General features: G+C 68.2%; 15 protein-coding genes and 1 pseudogene. 8 read left to right on the top strand and 8 right to left on the bottom strand.

Going from position 1 to position 17982, the window contains the following annotated elements; all coding sequences use genetic code 11:
* Nucleotides 1-18 precede the first annotated feature (18 nt).
* Both recG and DM992_RS00370 read left to right on the top strand, forming a co-directional pair.
* Nucleotides 19-2360: pseudogene (recG, locus tag DM992_RS00375) on the top strand (ATP-dependent DNA helicase RecG).
* Between the two features lie 135 nt (nucleotides 2361-2495).
* Nucleotides 2496-3455 (top strand): LysR substrate-binding domain-containing protein, encoded by a 960-nt coding sequence (locus tag DM992_RS00370; protein WP_111015269.1) that lies wholly within the window; start codon nucleotides 2496-2498, stop codon nucleotides 3453-3455.
* Between the two features lie 78 nt (nucleotides 3456-3533).
* Here the strand turns inward: DM992_RS00370 and DM992_RS41430 are convergent, their stop codons facing one another.
* A complete protein-coding gene (locus DM992_RS41430) occupies nucleotides 3534-3842 on the bottom strand; it encodes a hypothetical protein (protein ID WP_162631557.1) in 309 nt (102 codons plus the stop codon).
* 3 nt (nucleotides 3843-3845) lie between these two features.
* Between DM992_RS41430 and DM992_RS43345 the strand changes: the two genes are divergently transcribed.
* From DM992_RS43345 to ubiA, 4 genes are all read left to right on the top strand, one after another.
* A complete protein-coding gene (locus DM992_RS43345; protein ID WP_275427572.1) occupies nucleotides 3846-3974 on the top strand; it encodes a hypothetical protein in 129 nt (42 codons plus the stop codon).
* Nucleotides 3975-4096: 122 nt separating this feature from the next.
* Complete coding sequence (katG, locus tag DM992_RS00365) at nucleotides 4097-6283, top strand: catalase/peroxidase HPI (RefSeq protein ID WP_111015268.1); 2187 nt, start codon at nucleotides 4097-4099, stop codon at nucleotides 6281-6283.
* A 110-nt stretch (nucleotides 6284-6393) separates the two neighbouring features.
* Nucleotides 6394-6558, top strand: coding sequence for a hypothetical protein (locus DM992_RS42215; RefSeq protein ID WP_204356096.1), 165 nt, complete (start codon nucleotides 6394-6396; stop codon nucleotides 6556-6558).
* Between the two features lie 180 nt (nucleotides 6559-6738).
* Nucleotides 6739-7602, top strand: a complete 864-nt coding sequence (ubiA, locus tag DM992_RS00360) for a 4-hydroxybenzoate octaprenyltransferase (RefSeq protein WP_111015267.1) — start codon at nucleotides 6739-6741, stop codon at nucleotides 7600-7602.
* A gap of 96 nt (nucleotides 7603-7698) precedes the next feature.
* Here ubiA and proC read toward each other — a convergent pair whose 3' ends face one another.
* The 6 genes from proC to DM992_RS00330 all read right to left on the bottom strand — a co-directional run bounded on the left by proC (nucleotide 7699) and on the right by DM992_RS00330 (nucleotide 14772).
* The gene (gene proC / locus DM992_RS00355; RefSeq protein ID WP_111015266.1) at nucleotides 7699-8511 is read right to left on the bottom strand and encodes a pyrroline-5-carboxylate reductase; all 813 of its coding nucleotides are present in this window, start codon (nucleotides 8509-8511) and stop codon (nucleotides 7699-7701) included.
* Nucleotides 8512-8562: 51 nt separating this feature from the next.
* Entirely contained in the window at nucleotides 8563-9261 is a 699-nt protein-coding gene (locus DM992_RS00350; protein WP_111017751.1) for a YggS family pyridoxal phosphate-dependent enzyme, read from the bottom strand.
* Between the two features lie 100 nt (nucleotides 9262-9361).
* Nucleotides 9362-10588 (bottom strand): glycolate oxidase subunit GlcF, encoded by a 1227-nt coding sequence (gene glcF, locus DM992_RS00345; protein ID WP_111015265.1) that lies wholly within the window; start codon nucleotides 10586-10588, stop codon nucleotides 9362-9364.
* A gap of 2 nt (nucleotides 10589-10590) precedes the next feature.
* Complete coding sequence (gene glcE, locus DM992_RS00340) at nucleotides 10591-11679, bottom strand: glycolate oxidase subunit GlcE (RefSeq protein ID WP_111015264.1); 1089 nt, start codon at nucleotides 11677-11679, stop codon at nucleotides 10591-10593.
* Between the two features lie 197 nt (nucleotides 11680-11876).
* Nucleotides 11877-13370 (bottom strand): FAD-linked oxidase C-terminal domain-containing protein, encoded by a 1494-nt coding sequence (locus DM992_RS00335; RefSeq protein WP_111015263.1) that lies wholly within the window; start codon nucleotides 13368-13370, stop codon nucleotides 11877-11879.
* 43 nt (nucleotides 13371-13413) lie between these two features.
* Nucleotides 13414-14772: an FAD-linked oxidase C-terminal domain-containing protein gene (locus DM992_RS00330; RefSeq protein ID WP_111015262.1), complete on the bottom strand. Its 1359-nt coding sequence runs from the start codon at nucleotides 14770-14772 to the stop codon at nucleotides 13414-13416.
* A gap of 187 nt (nucleotides 14773-14959) precedes the next feature.
* Between DM992_RS00330 and DM992_RS00325 the strand changes: the two genes are divergently transcribed.
* Together DM992_RS00325 and hmpA are read left to right on the top strand one after the other, a co-directional pair.
* Nucleotides 14960-15511: a cob(I)yrinic acid a,c-diamide adenosyltransferase gene (locus DM992_RS00325; RefSeq protein ID WP_111015261.1), complete on the top strand. Its 552-nt coding sequence runs from the start codon at nucleotides 14960-14962 to the stop codon at nucleotides 15509-15511.
* A 95-nt stretch (nucleotides 15512-15606) separates the two neighbouring features.
* Entirely contained in the window at nucleotides 15607-16815 is a 1209-nt protein-coding gene (gene hmpA / locus DM992_RS00320) for an NO-inducible flavohemoprotein (protein ID WP_111015260.1), read from the top strand.
* Nucleotides 16816-16889: 74 nt separating this feature from the next.
* On the opposite strand, the gene aroG is transcribed toward hmpA, so the two are convergent.
* The gene (aroG, locus tag DM992_RS00315; protein ID WP_034182785.1) at nucleotides 16890-17963 is read right to left on the bottom strand and encodes a 3-deoxy-7-phosphoheptulonate synthase AroG; all 1074 of its coding nucleotides are present in this window, start codon (nucleotides 17961-17963) and stop codon (nucleotides 16890-16892) included.
* Nucleotides 17964-17982 lie beyond the last annotated feature (19 nt).

The raw sequence follows: 17982 nt of genomic DNA, 5'->3' as shown, positions 1-17982 counted from the left end.
AAGCACCCAGACGATCCGATGCCTGTGTCACCACGCCGTTCCACCGCCGCCGTTGCCGATTCCGCCGATCCGTTCGACACGGAGGATGTTGTGTTGCCCGCGCGTAGTGCGGGGGAGCGCGCGGAGGCGCGTGACGTGCGGGAGCCTGCCGCGCCCCGCCGCGCCGGCCCGAAGCGCGGCGCCGACGGGCGGCTCGCGCAGCCGGCCGCCGCCGCGCCCGATGCCGAAGGCGGCGCCGCGAGCGACGACGCGGGCGCAACCGGCACGAAGCGCAAGAAGAAGGCTGCCGCCGACAAACCCGTGAAGACCGTCGACAAGCTCGCGAAGCTCGGCCTTACGCGGTCGATCGATCTCGTGCTGCATCTGCCGATGCGCTATGAGGACGAAACCACGCTCACGCCGATCGGCGAACTGCTGCCGGGGGTATCGCGCAGACCGAAGGCGTCGTGTTCGACAACGAGGTCGCGTACCGGCCGCGCCGCCAGCTCGTCGTGAAGATCCAGGACGACGACGGCGAGCATCTCGTGCTGCGCTTCCTGAATTTCTACGGCTCGCAGGTCAAGCAGATGGCCGTCGGCCAGCGGCTGCGCGTGCGCGGCGACGTGCGCGGCGGCTTCTTCGGGATGGAGATGGTGCATCCGGCGGTGCGCGTCGTCGAAGCGGATGCGCCGCTGCCGCAGGTGCTCACGCCCGTCTATCCGAGCACGGCCGGCGTGTCGCAGGCCTATCTGCGCAAGGCGATCGAGAACGCGGTCGAGCGCACGCCGCTGCCCGAGCTGCTGCCGCCCGAGATCGAGCGCGACTACCTGAAGCCGCTCGGCGTGCCGTCGCTCGAGCAGGCCGTGCGCATCCTGCACCACCCGCGCGTCGATTCCGACGAAGCCGCGCTGATGGACGGCTCGCATCCGGCGTGGACGCGCATCAAGTTCGAGGAGCTGCTCGCGCAGCAACTGTCGCTCAAGCGCGCGCACGAGGAGCGCCGCACGCGCGCGGCGCCCGCGATGCCGCGCCGCACCGCGAGCGATGCCGATGCGCTGACGACGCGGCTCTACGCGGCGCTGCCGTTCACGCTGACCGGCGCGCAGTCGCGCGTCGTCGACGAGATCGCGCACGACCTCACGCTCGCGCACCCGATGCAGCGCCTGCTGCAGGGCGACGTCGGCAGCGGCAAGACGGTCGTCGCGGCGCTGGCCGCCACGCAGGCGATCGACGCCGGCTACCAGGCCGCGCTGATGGCGCCCACCGAAATCCTCGCGGAACAGCACGCGCGCAAGCTGCGCGCATGGCTCGAGCCGCTCGGCGTCACGGTCGCGTGGCTCGCGGGCAGCCTGAAGGCGAAGGAGAAGCGCGCGGCGATCGAGGCGGCCGCGCTCGGCACCGCGCAGCTCGTGATCGGCACGCACGCGATCATCCAGGACACGGTCGAATTCGCGCGGCTCGGCCTCGTGATCGTCGACGAGCAGCACCGCTTCGGCGTCGAGCAGCGTCTCGCGCTGCGCGCGAAGGCCGCGAACGCGGCCAACGGCGCGCGCGATTTCCAGCCGCACCAGTTGATGATGTCGGCCACGCCGATTCCGCGCACGCTCGCGATGACGTACTACGCCGATCTCGAAGTCTCGACGATCGACGAGCTGCCGCCGGGCCGCACGCCCGTGCTGACGCGCCTCGTCGGCGACGCGCGGCGCGAGGAGGTGATCGCCCGCGTGCGCGAGGCCGCGCTGACGGGGCGCCAGGTGTACTGGGTGTGCCCGCTGATCGAGGAAAGCGAGACGCTGCAGCTGCAGACGGCCGTCGAGACTTACGAGACGCTCGCCGCGGCGCTCCCCGAGCTGAAGGTCGGGCTCGTGCACGGCCGGCTGTCGCCGGCCGACAAGGCGGCCGTGATGGAAGCGTTCACGCGCAACGACGTGCAGCTGCTGGTCGCGACGACCGTGATCGAAGTCGGCGTCGACGTGCCGAACGCGTCGCTGATGGTGATCGAACACGCGGAGCGCTTCGGCCTCGCGCAGCTGCACCAGTTGCGCGGCCGCGTCGGGCGCGGCACCGCGGCGTCGGTGTGCGTGCTGCTGTACACGGGGCCGCTGTCGATTACCGGCCGCGAGCGGCTCAAGACGATGCGCGAGACGACCGACGGCTTCGAGATCGCGCGGCGCGATCTCGAAATCCGCGGTCCCGGCGAATTCCTCGGTGCGCGCCAGTCGGGCGCGGCAATGCTGCGCTTCGCGAACCTCGAGACCGACGGCTGGCTGATCGACCCGGCCCGCGAGGCCGCGACGCGGCTGATCGCCGCGTACCCCGACGTCGTCACGCAGCATCTCGCGCGCTGGCTCGGCGCTCGCGAGCAGTACCTGAAGGCCTGATCCACCGGTTCGGGGCCGGATCATGAGCCGCCAAAACCGTCGATCGACGCATCGCGATGCAGAGAAACTTGGCGAACCGGTGCCGGAGGGTGTATAAATTAAACCTATCGCATGTATATCTCTGATTGACCCACAATGACGCTGACTGAATTGAAATACATCGTCGCGGTCGCGCGCGAACGGCATTTCGGCCGCGCGGCCGAAGCATGCTTCGTGAGCCAGCCGACGCTGTCGGTGGCGATCAAGAAGCTCGAAGACGAGCTCAACGTGCAGATTTTCGAGCGCGGCGCGAGCGAAGTGAGCGTGACGCCGATCGGCGACCAGATCGTCACGCAGGCGCAGCGCGTGCTCGAGCAGACCTTCGCGATCAAGGAGATCGCGAAGCAGGGCAAGGACCCGCTCGTCGGCCCGTTCCGTCTCGGCGTGATCTACACGATCGGGCCGTACCTGCTGCCGACGCTCGTCAAGCAGATGATCCAGCGTGTCCCGCAGATGCCGCTGATGCTGCAGGAGAACTACACGCTGAAGCTGCTCGAACTGCTGAAGCAGGGCGAGATCGACGCCGCGATCATGGCGCTGCCGTTCCCGGAAACCGGCCTGATGGTGCGCCCGCTGTACGACGAGCCGTTCGTCGTCGCGCTGCCGGCCGGCCATCCGTGGGAGAAGCGCGAGGAAATCGACGCCGCGGACCTGAAGCAGGAAACCATGCTGCTGCTCGGCAACGGCCACTGCTTCCGCGATCACGTGCTCGGCGTGTGCCCGGAGCTGATGCGTTTCTCGCAGACGGCCGACGGCATCCAGAAGACCTTCGAGGGCTCGTCGCTCGAGACGATCCGCCATATGGTCGCGAGCGGCGTCGGCATCACCGTGCTGCCGCGGATGTCGGTCGCCGAGGTCGGCCCGCGCGCGAACGGCCCCGATGCCGAGTTGCTGTCGTATGTGCCGTTCAACGAGCCGGTGCCCGACCGCCGCGTGGTGCTCGTGTGGCGCAAGAGCTTCACGCGGATGCCCGCGATCGACGCGATCAGCGATGCGATTTCCGCCTGCGAACTGCCGGGCGTCGCGAAGCTCGACATGCCGGCGACGATGAACTGACCGAGCTGCGGCGTGCGTGACAACACGATGAACGGGGTCTTGCGACTCCGTTTATTTTTCCCTATCGCATAGATAAAATTAATCAAATTCAAATAATCGATAGATGTAAATAGAATCATTTACATGGATCGGCGTCATGTCGACGTTCGATTTGCACGCTGAATGCAAGCGCCAGAGGAGGATGTCATGATGCGGTCGGTATTGCAGCACGCGCAGCGGAACATCCCGTCGCGCGACGGGGTCGTACATCGCGCCAGGGTTGCGGTTCGCAGCCTGCGTCCGATTGCATTCGCGTACCTGGCGGACCGTGTGTACGGCGGATGAACGTTGCCGCATGCCGGTCCTGCGTGCCCCCGCTTCACCCGCCGTCAAGCCATGAGAGAGCATCGCATGTCCGAAAGCTGGAACACCACGCGCATCGCCGGCACGACGTCTGCCGGGGGCCGGTTCCCCGAGCGCCCCGCCTGCGGCGCGTCGCAGCGGGAACGCGCGGCAAAGGTCACGCACGACATCCCGTAGTACGACAGGAGGGACCCTACCTGTTCCGTTTCCCATCCCCGCAATGACACTCCACAGACAGCGCCCGGCATGCCGCCGGAGCGAGCAGGTGGAGGCATACGAGCAAGCCAAGGAGAAAACGCATGTCGACCGAAACGAAGTGCCCGTTCAACCACACCGCAGGCAGCGGCACGACGAACAAGGACTGGTGGCCGAATCAGCTGAACCTGAACATCCTGCACCGGCATTCGGCGCTGTCCGATCCGATGGACAAGGATTTCGACTATGCCGAGGCATTCAGGAAGCTGGACCTCGCGGCGGTGAAGAAGGACCTGCATGCGCTGATGACGATGTCGCAGGACTGGTGGCCGGCCGACTTCGGCCACTACGGCGGCCTGTTCATCCGCATGGCCTGGCATAGCGCCGGCACGTACCGCACGGCCGACGGCCGCGGCGGCGCGGGCGGCGGGCAGCAGCGCTTCGCGCCGCTCAACAGCTGGCCGGACAACGTGAGCCTCGACAAGGCGCGCCGGCTGCTGTGGCCGATCAAGCAGAAATACGGCCGCAACATCTCGTGGGCCGACCTGCTGATCCTGACCGGCAACGTCGCGCTCGAATCGATGGGCTTCAAGACCTTCGGCTTCGCCGGCGGCCGCGTCGACACGTGGGAGCCGGACGACGTCTACTGGGGCTCGGAAAAGATCTGGCTGGAACTGAGCGGCGGCCCGAACAGCCGTTACTCGGGCAAGCGCGACCTCGAAAGCCCGCTCGCCGCCGTGCAGATGGGCCTCATCTACGTGAACCCGGAAGGCCCGGACGGCAACCCCGACCCGGTTGCGGCCGCGCACGACATCCGTGAGACGTTCGCGCGGATGGCGATGAACGACGAAGAGACGGTCGCGCTGATCGCCGGCGGCCACACGTTCGGCAAGACGCACGGCGCCGGCCCGGCATCGAACGTCGGCCCCGAGCCGGAAGCCGCGGGCCTCGAGCAGCAAGGTCTCGGCTGGAAGAGCTCGTTCGGCACCGGCAAGGGCGCGGACGCGATCACGAGCGGCCTCGAAGTCACGTGGACGTCGACGCCGACGCAGTGGAGCAACGACTTCTTCAAGCACCTGTTCAGCTATGAGTGGGAGCTCACGAAGAGCCCGGCCGGCGCGCACCAGTGGGTCGCGAAGGACGCCGGCGACGTGATTCCGGATGCGTACGACCCGTCGAAGAAGCATCGCCCGACGATGCTCACGACCGACCTGTCGCTGCGTTTCGACCCGGCATACGAAAAGATCTCGCGCCGCTTCTACGAGAACCCGGCCGAGTTCGCCGACGCGTTCGCACGCGCGTGGTTCAAGCTCACGCACCGCGACATGGGGCCGCGCGCCCGCTATCTCGGCCCGGACGTGCCCGCGGAGCAGCTGCTGTGGCAGGACCCGATCCCGGCTGTCGACCACCCGCTGATCGACGATGCCGACGTCGCGGCACTGAAGGCGAAGGTGCTCGCATCGGGCCTGTCGGTGTCGCAGCTCGTGTCGACCGCATGGGCGTCGGCTGCGACGTTCCGCGGTTCGGACAAGCGCGGCGGCGCGAACGGTGCGCGCATCCGCCTCGCGCCGCAGAAGGACTGGGAAGTGAACCAGCCGGCTGAACTCGCGAAGGTGCTCGCGACGCTCGAAGGCGTGCAGAAGGCGTTCAACGATGCGCAGACGGGCGGCAAGAAGGTGTCGCTTGCCGACCTGATCGTGCTGGCCGGTGCGGCCGGTGTCGAGCAGGCGGCGAAGAATGCGGGCGTGGCGGTGACGGTGCCGTTCGCACCGGGCCGCGCGGATGCGTCGCCGGAGCAGACCGACATCGACGCGATGGCCGTGCTCGAGCCGCTGGCGGACGGCTTCCGCAACTTCCTGAAGCATGCGTACAAGACGCCGGCCGAGGCGCTGCTGGTCGACAAGGCGCAACTGCTGACGCTGAGCGCGCCCGAGATGACGGTGCTCGTCGGTGGCCTGCGCGTGCTCGGCACGAACGTCGGCGATGCGAAGCACGGTGTGTTCACCGACCGTCCGGAAACGCTGACGAACGACTTCTTCGTGAACCTGCTCGACATGGGCACGGAATGGAAGCCGGTGTCGGCCGCGAACGACGTGTTCGAAGGGCGCGATCGCGCGACGGGCAAGGTCAAGTGGACGGGCACGCGCGTCGACCTGATCTTCGGCTCGCACGCGCAACTGCGCGCGCTGGCCGAGGTGTACGGCAGCGCGGATGCGAAGGAGAAGTTCGCACGCGACTTCGTCGCGGCCTGGAACAAGGTGATGAACCTCGACCGCTTCGACCTCGCATGAACCTGGCCGCCGCGTAATGCGGCAGTGCGGTAACGCAGTAACGTGAAACGGCCGGTCGAACGATCGGCCGTTTTTTCTGGAACCGACGTCTTGTCGAAGGAGTGACGACCATGACGCAAATGATGCTGGACATGCGCGCCGCGTTCGCGGCCCCGGTGACGCGGGCGCCGGCCGCGGTGGTGCGGCGCTTCGTCGGCTTTGCGATCGCCGGCGGTGGCGCGGCCGTGCTGGTCGCGCAGGCGCTGCACGCGCTTGCGCCGGTTGCGGGCAACTGAGCGCGAAGTTTCGTGCGGGCCGAACCTGTCCCTTGATTTACGTGCATCGCCGCGCCGCCGTGTGCGGCGGGCCCCGGCGGCCCGGGCGCGTCCGCCGGCTGCCGGCTGCGGCCCGCGCCGACATGACGGGAAGCGCCGCTCGGCTCTAAAATGCCGGGATTATCTTCCCGGTGCTTCGCCATGCTTGCCCGCTTTCCCCTGTATCTGCGGCTCGTCCGGATGGACAAGCCGATCGGCAGCCTGCTGCTGCTCTGGCCGACGCTCAATGCGCTGTGGATCGCGTCGGATGGCCACCCGCGCTGGCCGCTGCTCGTGATCTTCACGCTCGGCACGCTGCTGATGCGTTCGGCCGGCTGTGCGATGAACGACTACGCCGACCGCGATTTCGACCGCCACGTGAAGCGCACGGCCGACCGGCCGCTGACGTCGGGCAAGATCCGCGCATGGGAAGCCGTCGCGATCGCGGTCGGGCTGTCGTTCATCGCGTTCCTGCTGATCCTGCCGCTGAACACGCTGACGAAGGAACTGTCCGTCGTCGCGCTGTTCGTCGCGGGCTCCTATCCGTTCATGAAGCGTTTCTTCGCGATTCCGCAGGCGTACCTCGGCATCGCGTTCGGCTTCGGCATTCCGATGGCGTTCGCGGCCGTGCAGGACACGGTGCCGGCGATCGCGTGGGTGATGCTGGTCGCGAACATTTTCTGGTCGGTCGCGTACGACACCGAATACGCGATGGTCGATCGCGACGACGACATCAAGATCGGCATCCGCACGTCCGCGCTGACGTTCGGCCGCTTCGACGTCGCGGCCGTGATGGCGTGTTATGCGGCGACGCTCGGCATCTACGTATGGATCGGCGTGACGCTCGGCTTCGGCCTGGCGTACTGGGCCGGCTGGGCGGCGGCGGTCGGCTGCGCGCTGTATCACTACACGCTGATCAAGGACCGCGAACGGATGCCGTGCTTCGCGGCGTTCCGGCACAACAACTGGCTCGGTGGCGTGCTGTTCGCGGGGATCGCCGCGCATTACCTGCTGGCCGGCAGCTGAACGAAGCCGCGCGTTCGCGCGGGTTGCCAATAAAAAAGCGGCCGCGGGGCCGCTTTTTTTCGTCCCGTGCCAGCGAAGCCGGCACCACGGGCGCGCTTACGCGCGGCCGAGCTCGTCGCCCATTTCCTTTGCGCGTGCCTCGGCCGCGAGCGCGCCGCGCACGATCGCTTCCTTCACGCCCTGCGCGTCGAACGACGCGAGCGCGGCGGCCGTCGTGCCGCCCTTCGACGTCACGCGTTCGCGCAGCACACTCGCCGGTTCGCCCGATTGCGCGGCGAGCTGCGCAGCGCCCGCGAACGTCGCGACTGCGAGCGCGCGGCCCTGTTCGTCATTCATGCCGAGGCGGCGCGCGGCTTCCTGCAGCGCTTCGATGAAATAGAACACGTATGCGGGGCCGCTGCCCGAAATGGCCGTGACGGCGTCGAGCTGCGATTCGTCGTCGAACCATACGATCTCGCCGACCGCGCCGAGCACGTTCGACGCGAGTTCGCGGCCCGCCGCGTCGACGCCCGGCAGCGCGGCGAGGCCCGTCACGCCCATGCCGACGAGCGCGGGCGTGTTCGGCATCGTGCGCACGACGCGGGCGTAGTCGCCGAGCCAGCGCGCGAGGTCCGTGCCGCGAATGCCGGCCGCGATGCTGATCACGAGCTGCGACTTCAGGTGCGGCGCGAGCGCCTTTGCGACGTCCTTCAGCACCTGCGGCTTCACCGCGAGCACGACCGCGTCGTAATCGGCGAGCGTCGCGTCGACGGCTGCACCGGTGCGCACGCCGAATTGCTGCGCGGCGCGCGCGCGGACGTCCTCGTTGATGTCGATGGCATACAGGCCGTCGGCGGCTACGCCGCGCTTGATCAGGCCGCCGATCAGGGCCGCGGCCATGTTGCCGCCGCCGATGAATGCGATTTTCATGATGTCCGATTGAGCGAGTGAGTGAACGGAAAGGCGGAAAGGGCGCGGCGCTCAGTGCGAATAATCGCGCGCACCGAAGATCGCGGTGCCGACGCGCACGATCGTCGCGCCTTCGAGCACGGCCGCATCGAGATCGGTGGACATGCCCATCGACAACGTATCGAGCGGCAGGCCGCCGGCACGCAATGCGTCGAACAGCGCGCGCAGCGCGCGATGCGGTGCGCGTTGCGCTTCGGTGTCGCCGGCCGGTTCGGGGATCGCCATCAGGCCGCGCAGCCGCAGCGACGGCAGCGCGGCGACCGCGCGCGCGACGTCGGCCACGTCGGCTGGCGCGACGCCGCTCTTCGACGCCTCGCCGCTGATGTTCACCTGCACGCACACGTTGAGCGGCGGCAGGTGCGCGGGGCGTTGTTCCGACAGGCGCTGCGCGATCTTCAGCCGGTCGACCGAATGGACCCAGTCGAAGCGCTCGGCGACCGGGCGCGTCTTGTTCGATTGCAGCGGCCCGATGAAATGCCATTCGAGCGACGCGCGCAGATCGGCGAGCGCGTCGATCTTGTCGATCGCTTCCTGCACGTAGTTTTCGCCGAATGCGTGTTGCCCGGCCGCGTGCGCGGCGCGTACGTCGTCGGCGGGAAACGTCTTCGAGACGGCGAGCAGCGACACGGTGGCGGGATCGCGGCCGGCCGCGCGGGCGGCGTCGGCGATGCGGCGATGAACGGATTCGAGACGGGCAGCGAGATCGGACATGACGGGCGCGAAGACAGGCACGGAAACAGGCATGAAGCCGATGCGCCGCGGCACGCGACGCATCGATCCGCCCATTATACGGACGCCGCGTGAACAGGCCCTAGCCGTACAGCAAATGCTCGACGAGCTGGATCCAGTGCACGACCGGAATCTGCGTGCCGCTCTGCAGGTGCGCGATGCAGCCGATATTGCCGGACACGATCATCTGAGGTTCGAGCGCCTGCAGCTTCAGCAGCTTCTGCTTGCGCAACCGGTACGACAGCGACGGCTGCGTCAGCGAATAGGTGCCGGCCGAGCCGCAGCACAGATGGCTGTCGGCCGGCAGCCGCACGTCGATGCCGAGCGTCTCGAGCAGGCGTTCGACCTTGCCGCGCGACTGCTGCCCATGCTGCAGCGTGCACGGCGGATGGTACGCGACGGTATGGATCGCGCGGCGCCGTGCGAGCGTCGCGAGTTCGGCCTCGAATGCGAGCAGCACGTCGGAGATGTCGCGCGTCAGCGAGACGATGCGATGCGCCCTCTCTGCGTAGGCCGGGTCGTCGCGCAGCAGGTGCGCGTATTCGAGCACCGTTGCGCCGCAGCCCGACGCGTTCATCACGATCGCCTCGGCGCCTTGTTCGACATGGGGCCACCATGCGTCGATGTTGCGGCGCGCGTCGTCGAGCGCCTCGTCGTGATAGTTCAGGTGCAGGCGGATCGCGCCGCAGCAGCCCGCGTCGGGCGCGACGACCGTTTCGATGCCGAGCGCGTCGAGCACGCGCGCGGTCGCGATGTTGATGTTCGGCAGCATCGACGGCTGCACGCAGCCGCCGAGCATCAGCATCTTGCGCGTATGCGTGCGGTTCGGCCATTCGAGCAGCCGCGTGCGCGGCGGCACCTTGTCGCGCAGCCGCTTCGGCAGCAGCGGCCGCACGTGCTGGCCGAGCCGCATCATCGGCGAAAACAGCGCGGCGTTCGGCACGAGGCTTGCGAGCACGCGGCGCACGAGACGCTGCTGCACGGGGCGCCGCACCTGCGCCTCGACGTGCTTGCGGCCGATCTCGACGAGCCGGCCGTACTGGACGCCGGACGGGCAGGTCGTCTCGCAACTGCGGCACGTGAGGCAGCGGTCGAGGTGCTGCTGCGTGCTGCGCGTGACGGTCGCGCCTTCGACCATCTGCTTGATCAGGTAGATGCGCCCGCGCGGGCCGTCGAGTTCGTCGCCGAGCAGTTGATAGGTCGGGCAGGTCGCGGTGCAGAACCCGCAATGCACGCACTTGCGCAGGATCGCGTCGGCCTCGTCGCCGTCGGGCGTGTTGCGGATGAAATCGGCGAGGTTCGTTTGCATCGTCAGAGATCGGGGTAGAGCCGGCCGCGGTTGAAGATGCGAGCGGGATCGAACGCGGCCTTCAGCCCGCGGTGGATTTTCATCATCGGCGCTGGCAGCGGCGTAAACACGCCCGCGCTGCGGTCGTACGCGTCGCCCGCGCGGAACAGCGTCGCGTGGCCGCCGGCCTGCTTCGCGCTCATGCGTACGGTCTGCGCATCGGCGTCGGTGATCCACCAGCGCTGCGCGCCGCCCCATTCCATCAGCTGGGTGCCGGGCAGGTGCATCGGCTCGGTGATCGACGGCAGTGCGAGGCGCCACAGTGCATAGCCGGGCGGGATGCCGTTGAAGAACGGGTCGGTATGCTCGCGCAGGCCGGCCCAGAAGCGCTCGGCTTCGACCGCGTCGACGACTTCGCCGCCGAGCAGCGCCTTCGCGGATTTCACGGCCGCTTCGGCGCCCGACAGGCGCAGCACGAGCGTGCCGTTGCGCCACGCGCTCGCGCTGACGGGCAGCGGATGGCCGCCCCATTCGTTGAGCTTGCGCACCGCGTCGATCGCGGTCATCTCGAACTTCAGCGTGACTTCGGCGACGGGCATCGGCAGCACCTTGATCGACAGGTCGAGCATCAGCCCGAGCGTGCCGAGCGAACCGGCCATCAGCCGCGACACGTCGTAGCCGGCGACGTTCTTCACGACCTGACCGCCGAAGCGCAGCACCTCGCCGCGGCCGTTCATCAGCGTGACGCCGAGCACGAAATCGCGCGGTGCGCCGCAGGTGGCGCGGCGCGGGCCTGCGAGGCCCGCCGCGATGCAGCCGCCGACGGTGGCCGCGCGGCCGAAGTGCGGCGGCTCGAACGGCAGCATCTGGCCGCACTCGGCGAGGACGGTTTCAAGCTGAGCGAGCGGCGTGCCCGCGCGGACCGTGACGACGAGTTCGGCCGGGTCGTACGACACGATGCCCTGAAACGCGCGCGTGTCGAGTATTTCGCCCTCGATCGCCTGGCCGTACCAGTCCTTGGTGCCGCCGCCGCGAATCCGCAGCGGCCGGCCGTCGGCGCTGGCCGCGCGGATGCGCTCGGCCCATCCGGCGACGATGTCGTCCTCTTCCATGTTCTGTTGCCGCCTCGACTTGTTGTTCGGTCGATTGTACCGGGGTGGCGCGATTCCACATCGCGACTATCCCTAAGCCCCGTATTGCAGGCCGCATGGCAGACCGCATGCCCGCGCCGCCGTGCGAATGGGCCGCGCGGGCACGGCAGCACGGCGCGGGCCGTGCCGCCGGCGCGCCCCGCGCCCCGGCGCGACGCTCAGAAGCGGGGCAGGTCGGGGTGCGGCAGCAGCCCGCCGCGCACGTGCTGGCGGCCGTACTCGGCGCAGCGCGCACGGGTCGGGATGCCCTTGTCGGGGTTCAGCAGCCCCGCGGGATCGAATGCGCGCTTGACCGCGAAGAACGCATCGCGCTCCTGCGGCGAGAACTGTACGCACATCGAATTGAGCTTCTCGATGCCGACGCCGTGCTCGCCCGTCACGCTGCCGCCGAATTCCACGCAGCATTCGAGGATTTCCGCGCCGAATTCCTCGGCGCGGTGCAGTTCGTCCGGATCGTTCGCGTTGTACAGGATCAGCGGATGCATGTTGCCGTCGCCCGCATGGAACACGTTGATGCAGCGCAGGCCGTAGCGCGTCTCGAGCTGTTCGATGCGCGCGAGCAGCGGGCCGATCGCGCGGCGCGGCACGGTGCCGTCCATGCAGTAATAGTCGGCGGAAATGCGGCCGGCGGCCGGGAACGCGTTCTTGCGGCCCGACCAGAAGCGCAGCCGCTCGTGTTCGTTGCGCGACACCTGGATGAGCGTCGCGCCGTGCTCGCGCAGCACGGCCGTCATCCGCACGATCTCTTCGGCGACTTCTTCCGGCGTGCCGTCCGATTCGCACAGCAGGATCGCCTTCGCGTCGAGGTCGTAGCCCGCATGCGTGAACGCCTCGACGGCCTGCGTGGCCGGCTTGTCCATCATCTCGAGCCCGGCCGGGATGATGCCCGACGCGATGATCGCCGCGACGGCTTCGCCGCCCTTGACCACGTCGTCGAAGCTCGCCATCACGAGTTGCGCGGTCTGCGGCTTCGGGATCAGCCGCACCGTGACTTCGGTGACGATCGCGAACATCCCTTCGCTGCCGATCATCACGGCGAGCAGGTCGAGGCCCGGCATGTCGAGCGCGAGCGAGCCGAACTCGACGATCTCGCCGTCGATCGTCACCGCGCGCACGCGCATCACGTTGTGCACGGTCAGCCCGTATTTCAGGCAATGGACGCCGCCGGAATTTTCCGCGACGTTGCCGCCGATCGTGCAGGCGATCTGCGACGACGGATCGGGCGCGTAATACAGGCCGTACGGCGCGGCGGCTTCCGAGATCGCGAGGTTGCGCACGCCGGGCTGCACGGTCGCCGTGCGCGCGTACGGGTCGACTTCGACGATGCGCGTGAAGCGCGCGAGCGACAGCACGACGCCGAGCGCGATCGGCAGCGCGCCGCCCGACAGGCTCGTGCCTGCGCCGCGCGGCACGATCGGCACGTCCATGCGGCGGCAGATCTGCACGATCCGCTGCACCTGCGATTCCGTTTCGGGCAGCGCGACCGCGAGCGGCAGGCGGCGGTAGGCGGACAGGCCGTCGCATTCGTACGGCGCCGTGTCTTCGTCGCGGTACAGCAGGCAGTGCGTCGGCAGCACGGCCATCAGGGCCTGCACGACTTCGCGCTGGCGCTGCGCGCGTGCTGCGCTCGACAGTTCGACGGGAGCGTTCATGGGGTCTCCTGCAGCAGGCGGTGCGACGTCGCGCCGCCGCGTCTCAGCACGTGAAAATCTTGCCGGGATTCATCAGGTTGCGCGGATCGAGCGCGAGCTTGATCGCGCGCATCGTGTCGATCGCGTTGTCGCCGTGCTCCTTCGGCAGGAAGCGCATCTTGTGCAGCCCGACGCCGTGCTCGCCCGTGCAGGTGCCGCCGAGGCGCAGCGCGCGCTCGACGATCCGGTCGTTGATGTGCTCGGCTTCGGCGATTTCCTCGGGCTTGTCGGGATCGATCAGGATCGCGACGTGGAAATTGCCGTCGCCGACGTGGCCGACGATCGGGCAGGGCAGCGACGATGCGCGCAGGTCGACTTCGGTTTCCTCGACGCACGCGGCGAGTTGCGAGATCGGCACGCAGACGTCGGTCGTCACCGCGCGGCAGCCCGGCTTCAATTGCAGCATCGCGAAGTACGCATTGTGGCGCGCGGCCCAGAGCCGGCTGCGGTCCTCGGGGCGGGTTGCCCATTCGAAGCCCTGGCCGTTGTTCTGGCCGGCGAGCGCCTGCACGAGTTCGGCCTGTTCCTTCACGCCGGCCTCGGTGCCGTGGAATTCGAAAAACAGTGTCGGCGCTTCGGTGAGCGTCAGGTTCGAGTGGCGGTTGATCGAGCGCACGGCGAGCGAATCGACGAATTCGACGCGCGCGATCGGCACGCCGATCTGGATCGTCTCGATCACGGTGCGCACCGCGTCGCCCATCGTCGGGAACGTGCAGATCGCGGCCGACACGGCTTCGGGCAGCGGGTGCAGGCGCAGCGTGATCTCGGTGATCACGCCGAGCGTGCCTTCGGAACCGACGAACAGGCGCGTGAGGTCGTAGCCGGCGGACGACTTGCGCGCGCGCGAACCCGTCTTCACGACGCGGCCGTCGGCGAGCACGGCGGTCAGGCCGAGCACGTTCTCGCGCATCGTGCCGTAGCGCACGGCGTTGGTGCCCGATGCGCGGGTCGCGGTCATCCCGCCGATGCTGGCGTCGGCGCCCGGGTCGATCGGGAAGAACAGGCCGGTGTCGCGCAGCGCTTCGTTGAGCGCCTTGCGCGTGATGCCCGGCTCGACCGTCACGGTCAGGTCTTCGGCGTTGATCGACAGCACGCGGTTCATTTCCGACAGGTCGACGGAGATGCCGCCGCGCACCGCGAGCAGGTGGCCTTCGAGCGACGAGCCGGCGCCGTACGGGATCAGCGGCACGCTGTAGAGCGAGCACAGCGACACGGCTTCGCGCACGTCGTCCGCGCTGCGCGCGAACACGACGGCATCGGGCAGTTGCGGATCGAACGGCGATTCGTCTCGGCCGTGGTGCTCGCGGACCGCGTCGGCGGTCGACACGCGCTCGCCGAAGGCGGCGCGCAGCGCATCGAGCATGGCGGGGGGCAGCGGGCGGCGCGTGGTGGCAGGCGGGCGGGGTGATTCACGAATGTCTCCTGACTGCTTGTCGAACTTTCGGTCCATTCTACGCTGTAACGCCTGCTGCGAGCCCCGCCGCGGGCTGCGATAATCGTGTTTCAACCCACCCGGGCCGCATCGCGGCCGCGTACGAGAGGACATTCGCATGGGCAACCGCTTGAGCAAGATCGCGACGCGCACGGGCGATGACGGCACCACCGGCCTCGGCGACGGACGGCGCATCGGCAAGGACGACGTGCGAATCGCGGCGATCGGCGACGTCGACGAACTGAACTCGAACCTCGGCGTGCTGCTCGCCGAGACGCTGCCGGACGACGTGCGCACCGCGCTCGTCACGATCCAGCACGACCTGTTCGATCTCGGCGGCGAACTGTGCATCCCCGGCCATGCGGTGCTCGACGACACGCATCTCGCGCGCCTCGACCGGTGGCTCGCCGACTACAACGCGACGCTGCAGCCGCTGCAGGAATTCATCCTGCCGGCCGGCTCGCGCGCGGCGTCGCTCGCGCACGTGTGCCGGACGGTGTGCCGCCGCGCGGAGCGCTCGATCGTCGCGCTCGGCCGCGACGAAACGCTCAACGATGCGCCGCGGCGATACGTGAACCGGCTATCGGACCTGCTGTTCGTGCTGGCGCGCGTACTGAACTGTGCCGACGGCGGGACGGACGTGCTGTGGGAGCGCGGGCGCGTCCGCTAGCGCGCCGTGGCGCTTTTGCGCACTGCGACAATTTGTCCGGGTGAGGCAGGTTTTTAAACATGTATCGTATGTGCATGTTTAACGGAGAACCGAACATGACCCAGATCACCGCTGACCAGATGGCTCGCGTGAAGGCCACTGCCCCTGTCCTCGCCGTGCACGGCGCGACGATCACGAAGCATTTCTACCAGCGCATGTTCGCGCGCCATCCGGAACTGAAAAACCTGTTCAACCAGACGCATCAGAAGACCGGCAGCCAGCCGGAAACGCTCGCGAAGGCGGTCTATGCGTATGCGGCGAACATCGACAATCTCGGCGCGCTCGGCGGTGCGGTGTCGCACATCGCGCACAAGCACGCGAGCCTGAACATCCGTCCCGAGCATTACCCGATCGTCGGCGAGAACCTGCTCGCGTCGATCGTCGAAGTGCTCGGCGACGCGGTCGATGCCGACACGCTCGAAGCCTGGCGCGTCGCGTACGGCCAGCTCGCGCAGATCCTGATCGGCGCCGAGGCCGACCTGTATGCGGGCGCGGCCTGGAGCGGCTTCCGTCCGTTCAAGGTGGCGCGCAAGGTGCGCGAGAGCGACGAGATCACGTCGTTCTACCTGAGCCCGGCCGACGGCGGTACGGCGCCGACCTTCGAGCCGGGCCAGTACGTCACGGTGAAGCGCTTCGTCGGCGATCTCGGCGTTGACCAGCCTCGCCAGTACAGCCTGTCCGACGCGCCGCACGGCAAGTGGCTGCGTATCTCGGTGAAGCGCGAGTCGGGCCAGCCCGAGGCGATCCCGGCCGGCAAGGTGTCGACGCTGATGCACGACGGCGTGGATGAGGGTGCGATCGTCGAAGTGACCGCGCCGATGGGCGAATTCTCGCTGAAGCGCGGCGTCGATACGCCGGTCGTGCTGATCTCCGGCGGCGTCGGCCTGACGCCGATGGTGTCGATGGCGTCGACGCTGGTGTCGGAAGGCAGCAAGCGCGACGTGCGCTTCGTCCATGCATGCCGTTCGGGTGCGGTGCACGCGTTCCGCGACTGGCTGAACGATACGGTGCGCGAGCATGCGAACTTCAAGCGCACGGTGCTGTACGAACTGGTCGGCCCGGACGACCGCGCCGGCATCGACCATGACCTCGAAGGGCGGCTCACGCCGGAACGCGTGAAGGAATTCGCGCTGGTGCCGGGCGCCGACTACTACATCTGCGGCCCGATTGCGTTCATGAAGGCGCAGCGCGATGCGCTGGTTGCGCTCGGCGTCGCGCCGGAACGCATCAATACCGAAATCTTCGGCTCGGGCGCGCTCGAGTGATGCGCTGACGGGTGGTCTCCGGCCAATAAAAAATGCCCGGCGCGAGCCGGGCATTTTCGTTGCGACGCCAGTGATCAGTTGCCGCTGCCGCGCGCCACGCGGCGCGCCTTGACCGATTCCGCGAGCCCTTCGAGCACCTTCACGCTGTCGTCCCACGCGATGCACGCATCGGTGATGCTCTGGCCGTAGGTCAGCGGGCAGCCTTCCTTCAGGTCCTGACGGCCTTCGACGAGATGCGACTCGATCATCACGCCGACGATCCGCTCGTCGCCCGCCGCGATCTGGCGGCCGATGTCCGCGCACACCGGGATCTGGTTCTCATGCTTCTTCGAGCTGTTCGCGTGGCTCGCGTCGATCATCAGGCGCGCGGCGAGGCCGGCCTTGCCGATGTCCGCGCACGCGGCGTTCACGCTGTCCGCGTCGTAGTTCGGCGTCTTGCCGCCGCGCAGGATCACGTGGCAGTCCTCGTTGCCGGCCGTCGACACGATCGCCGAGTGGCCGCCCTTCGTCACCGACAGGAAATGGTGCGGCTGCGACGCGGCCTTGATCGCGTCGACCGCGATCTTCACGTTGCCGTCGGTGCCGTTCTTGAAGCCGACCGGGCACGACAGCCCCGACGCGAGCTCGCGGTGCACCTGCGACTCGGTCGTGCGCGCGCCGATCGCGCCCCACGAGATCAGGTCGGCGATGTACTGCGGGCTGATCATGTCGAGGTATTCGGTCGCGGCCGGCAGCCCCATCTCGTTGATCTGCAGCAGCAGCTCGCGCGCGGTGCGCAGCCCTTCGTTGATCTTGAAGCTGTTGTCGAGGTGCGGATCGTTGATGAGCCCCTTCCAGCCGACCGTCGTGCGCGGCTTCTCGAAGTACACGCGCATCACGATTTCCAGTTCGCCCTTGAAGCGCTCGCGCTCCTTCACGAGCCGGCCCGCGTATTCGATCGCCGCCTTCGTATCGTGGATCGAGCACGGCCCGATCACGACGATCAGCCGGTCGTCCATCCCGTGCAGGATGCGGTGCATCGACTGGCGCGAGTTGTAGATCAGCTCGGACGCGGCTTCGGAGCACGCGAATTCGCGGATCAGGTGGGCGGGCGGCGTCAGTTCCTTGAGTTCGCGAATGCGGACGTCGTCGGTATTGTGCGGGGGCATGCTGTTTCTCCTGGTTTTG

Source organism: Burkholderia sp. JP2-270, from assembly GCF_003233675.1.
Lineage (GTDB): Bacteria > Pseudomonadota > Gammaproteobacteria > Burkholderiales > Burkholderiaceae > Burkholderia > Burkholderia pyrrocinia_C.
Note: the sequence above shows the minus strand (reverse complement) of the source record. Positions and strands in the feature narration are given on the sequence as shown.

Coding starts and splice junctions, on each gene's coding strand:
- proC (WP_111015266.1), bottom strand. CDS start 8,511: ATGAAAATCGCATTCATCGGCGGCGGCAACATGGCCGCGGCCCTGATC.
- hmpA (WP_111015260.1), top strand. CDS start 15,607: ATGACCCAGATCACCGCTGACCAGATGGCTCGCGTGAAGGCCACTGCC.
- DM992_RS00335 (WP_111015263.1), bottom strand. CDS start 13,370: ATGAACGCTCCCGTCGAACTGTCGAGCGCAGCACGCGCGCAGCGCCAG.
- aroG (WP_034182785.1), bottom strand. CDS start 17,963: ATGCCCCCGCACAATACCGACGACGTCCGCATTCGCGAACTCAAGGAA.
- glcE (WP_111015264.1), bottom strand. CDS start 11,679: ATGGAAGAGGACGACATCGTCGCCGGATGGGCCGAGCGCATCCGCGCG.
- glcF (WP_111015265.1), bottom strand. CDS start 10,588: ATGCAAACGAACCTCGCCGATTTCATCCGCAACACGCCCGACGGCGAC.
- DM992_RS41430 (WP_162631557.1), bottom strand. CDS start 3,842: ATGCTCTCTCATGGCTTGACGGCGGGTGAAGCGGGGGCACGCAGGACC.
- katG (WP_111015268.1), top strand. CDS start 4,097: ATGTCGACCGAAACGAAGTGCCCGTTCAACCACACCGCAGGCAGCGGC.
- DM992_RS00330 (WP_111015262.1), bottom strand. CDS start 14,772: ATGCTCGATGCGCTGCGCGCCGCCTTCGGCGAGCGCGTGTCGACCGCC.
- DM992_RS43345 (WP_275427572.1), top strand. CDS start 3,846: ATGTCCGAAAGCTGGAACACCACGCGCATCGCCGGCACGACGTCTGCC.
- DM992_RS42215 (WP_204356096.1), top strand. CDS start 6,394: ATGACGCAAATGATGCTGGACATGCGCGCCGCGTTCGCGGCCCCGGTG.
- DM992_RS00325 (WP_111015261.1), top strand. CDS start 14,960: ATGGGCAACCGCTTGAGCAAGATCGCGACGCGCACGGGCGATGACGGC.
- DM992_RS00350 (WP_111017751.1), bottom strand. CDS start 9,261: ATGTCCGATCTCGCTGCCCGTCTCGAATCCGTTCATCGCCGCATCGCC.
- DM992_RS00370 (WP_111015269.1), top strand. CDS start 2,496: ATGACGCTGACTGAATTGAAATACATCGTCGCGGTCGCGCGCGAACGG.
- ubiA (WP_111015267.1), top strand. CDS start 6,739: ATGCTTGCCCGCTTTCCCCTGTATCTGCGGCTCGTCCGGATGGACAAG.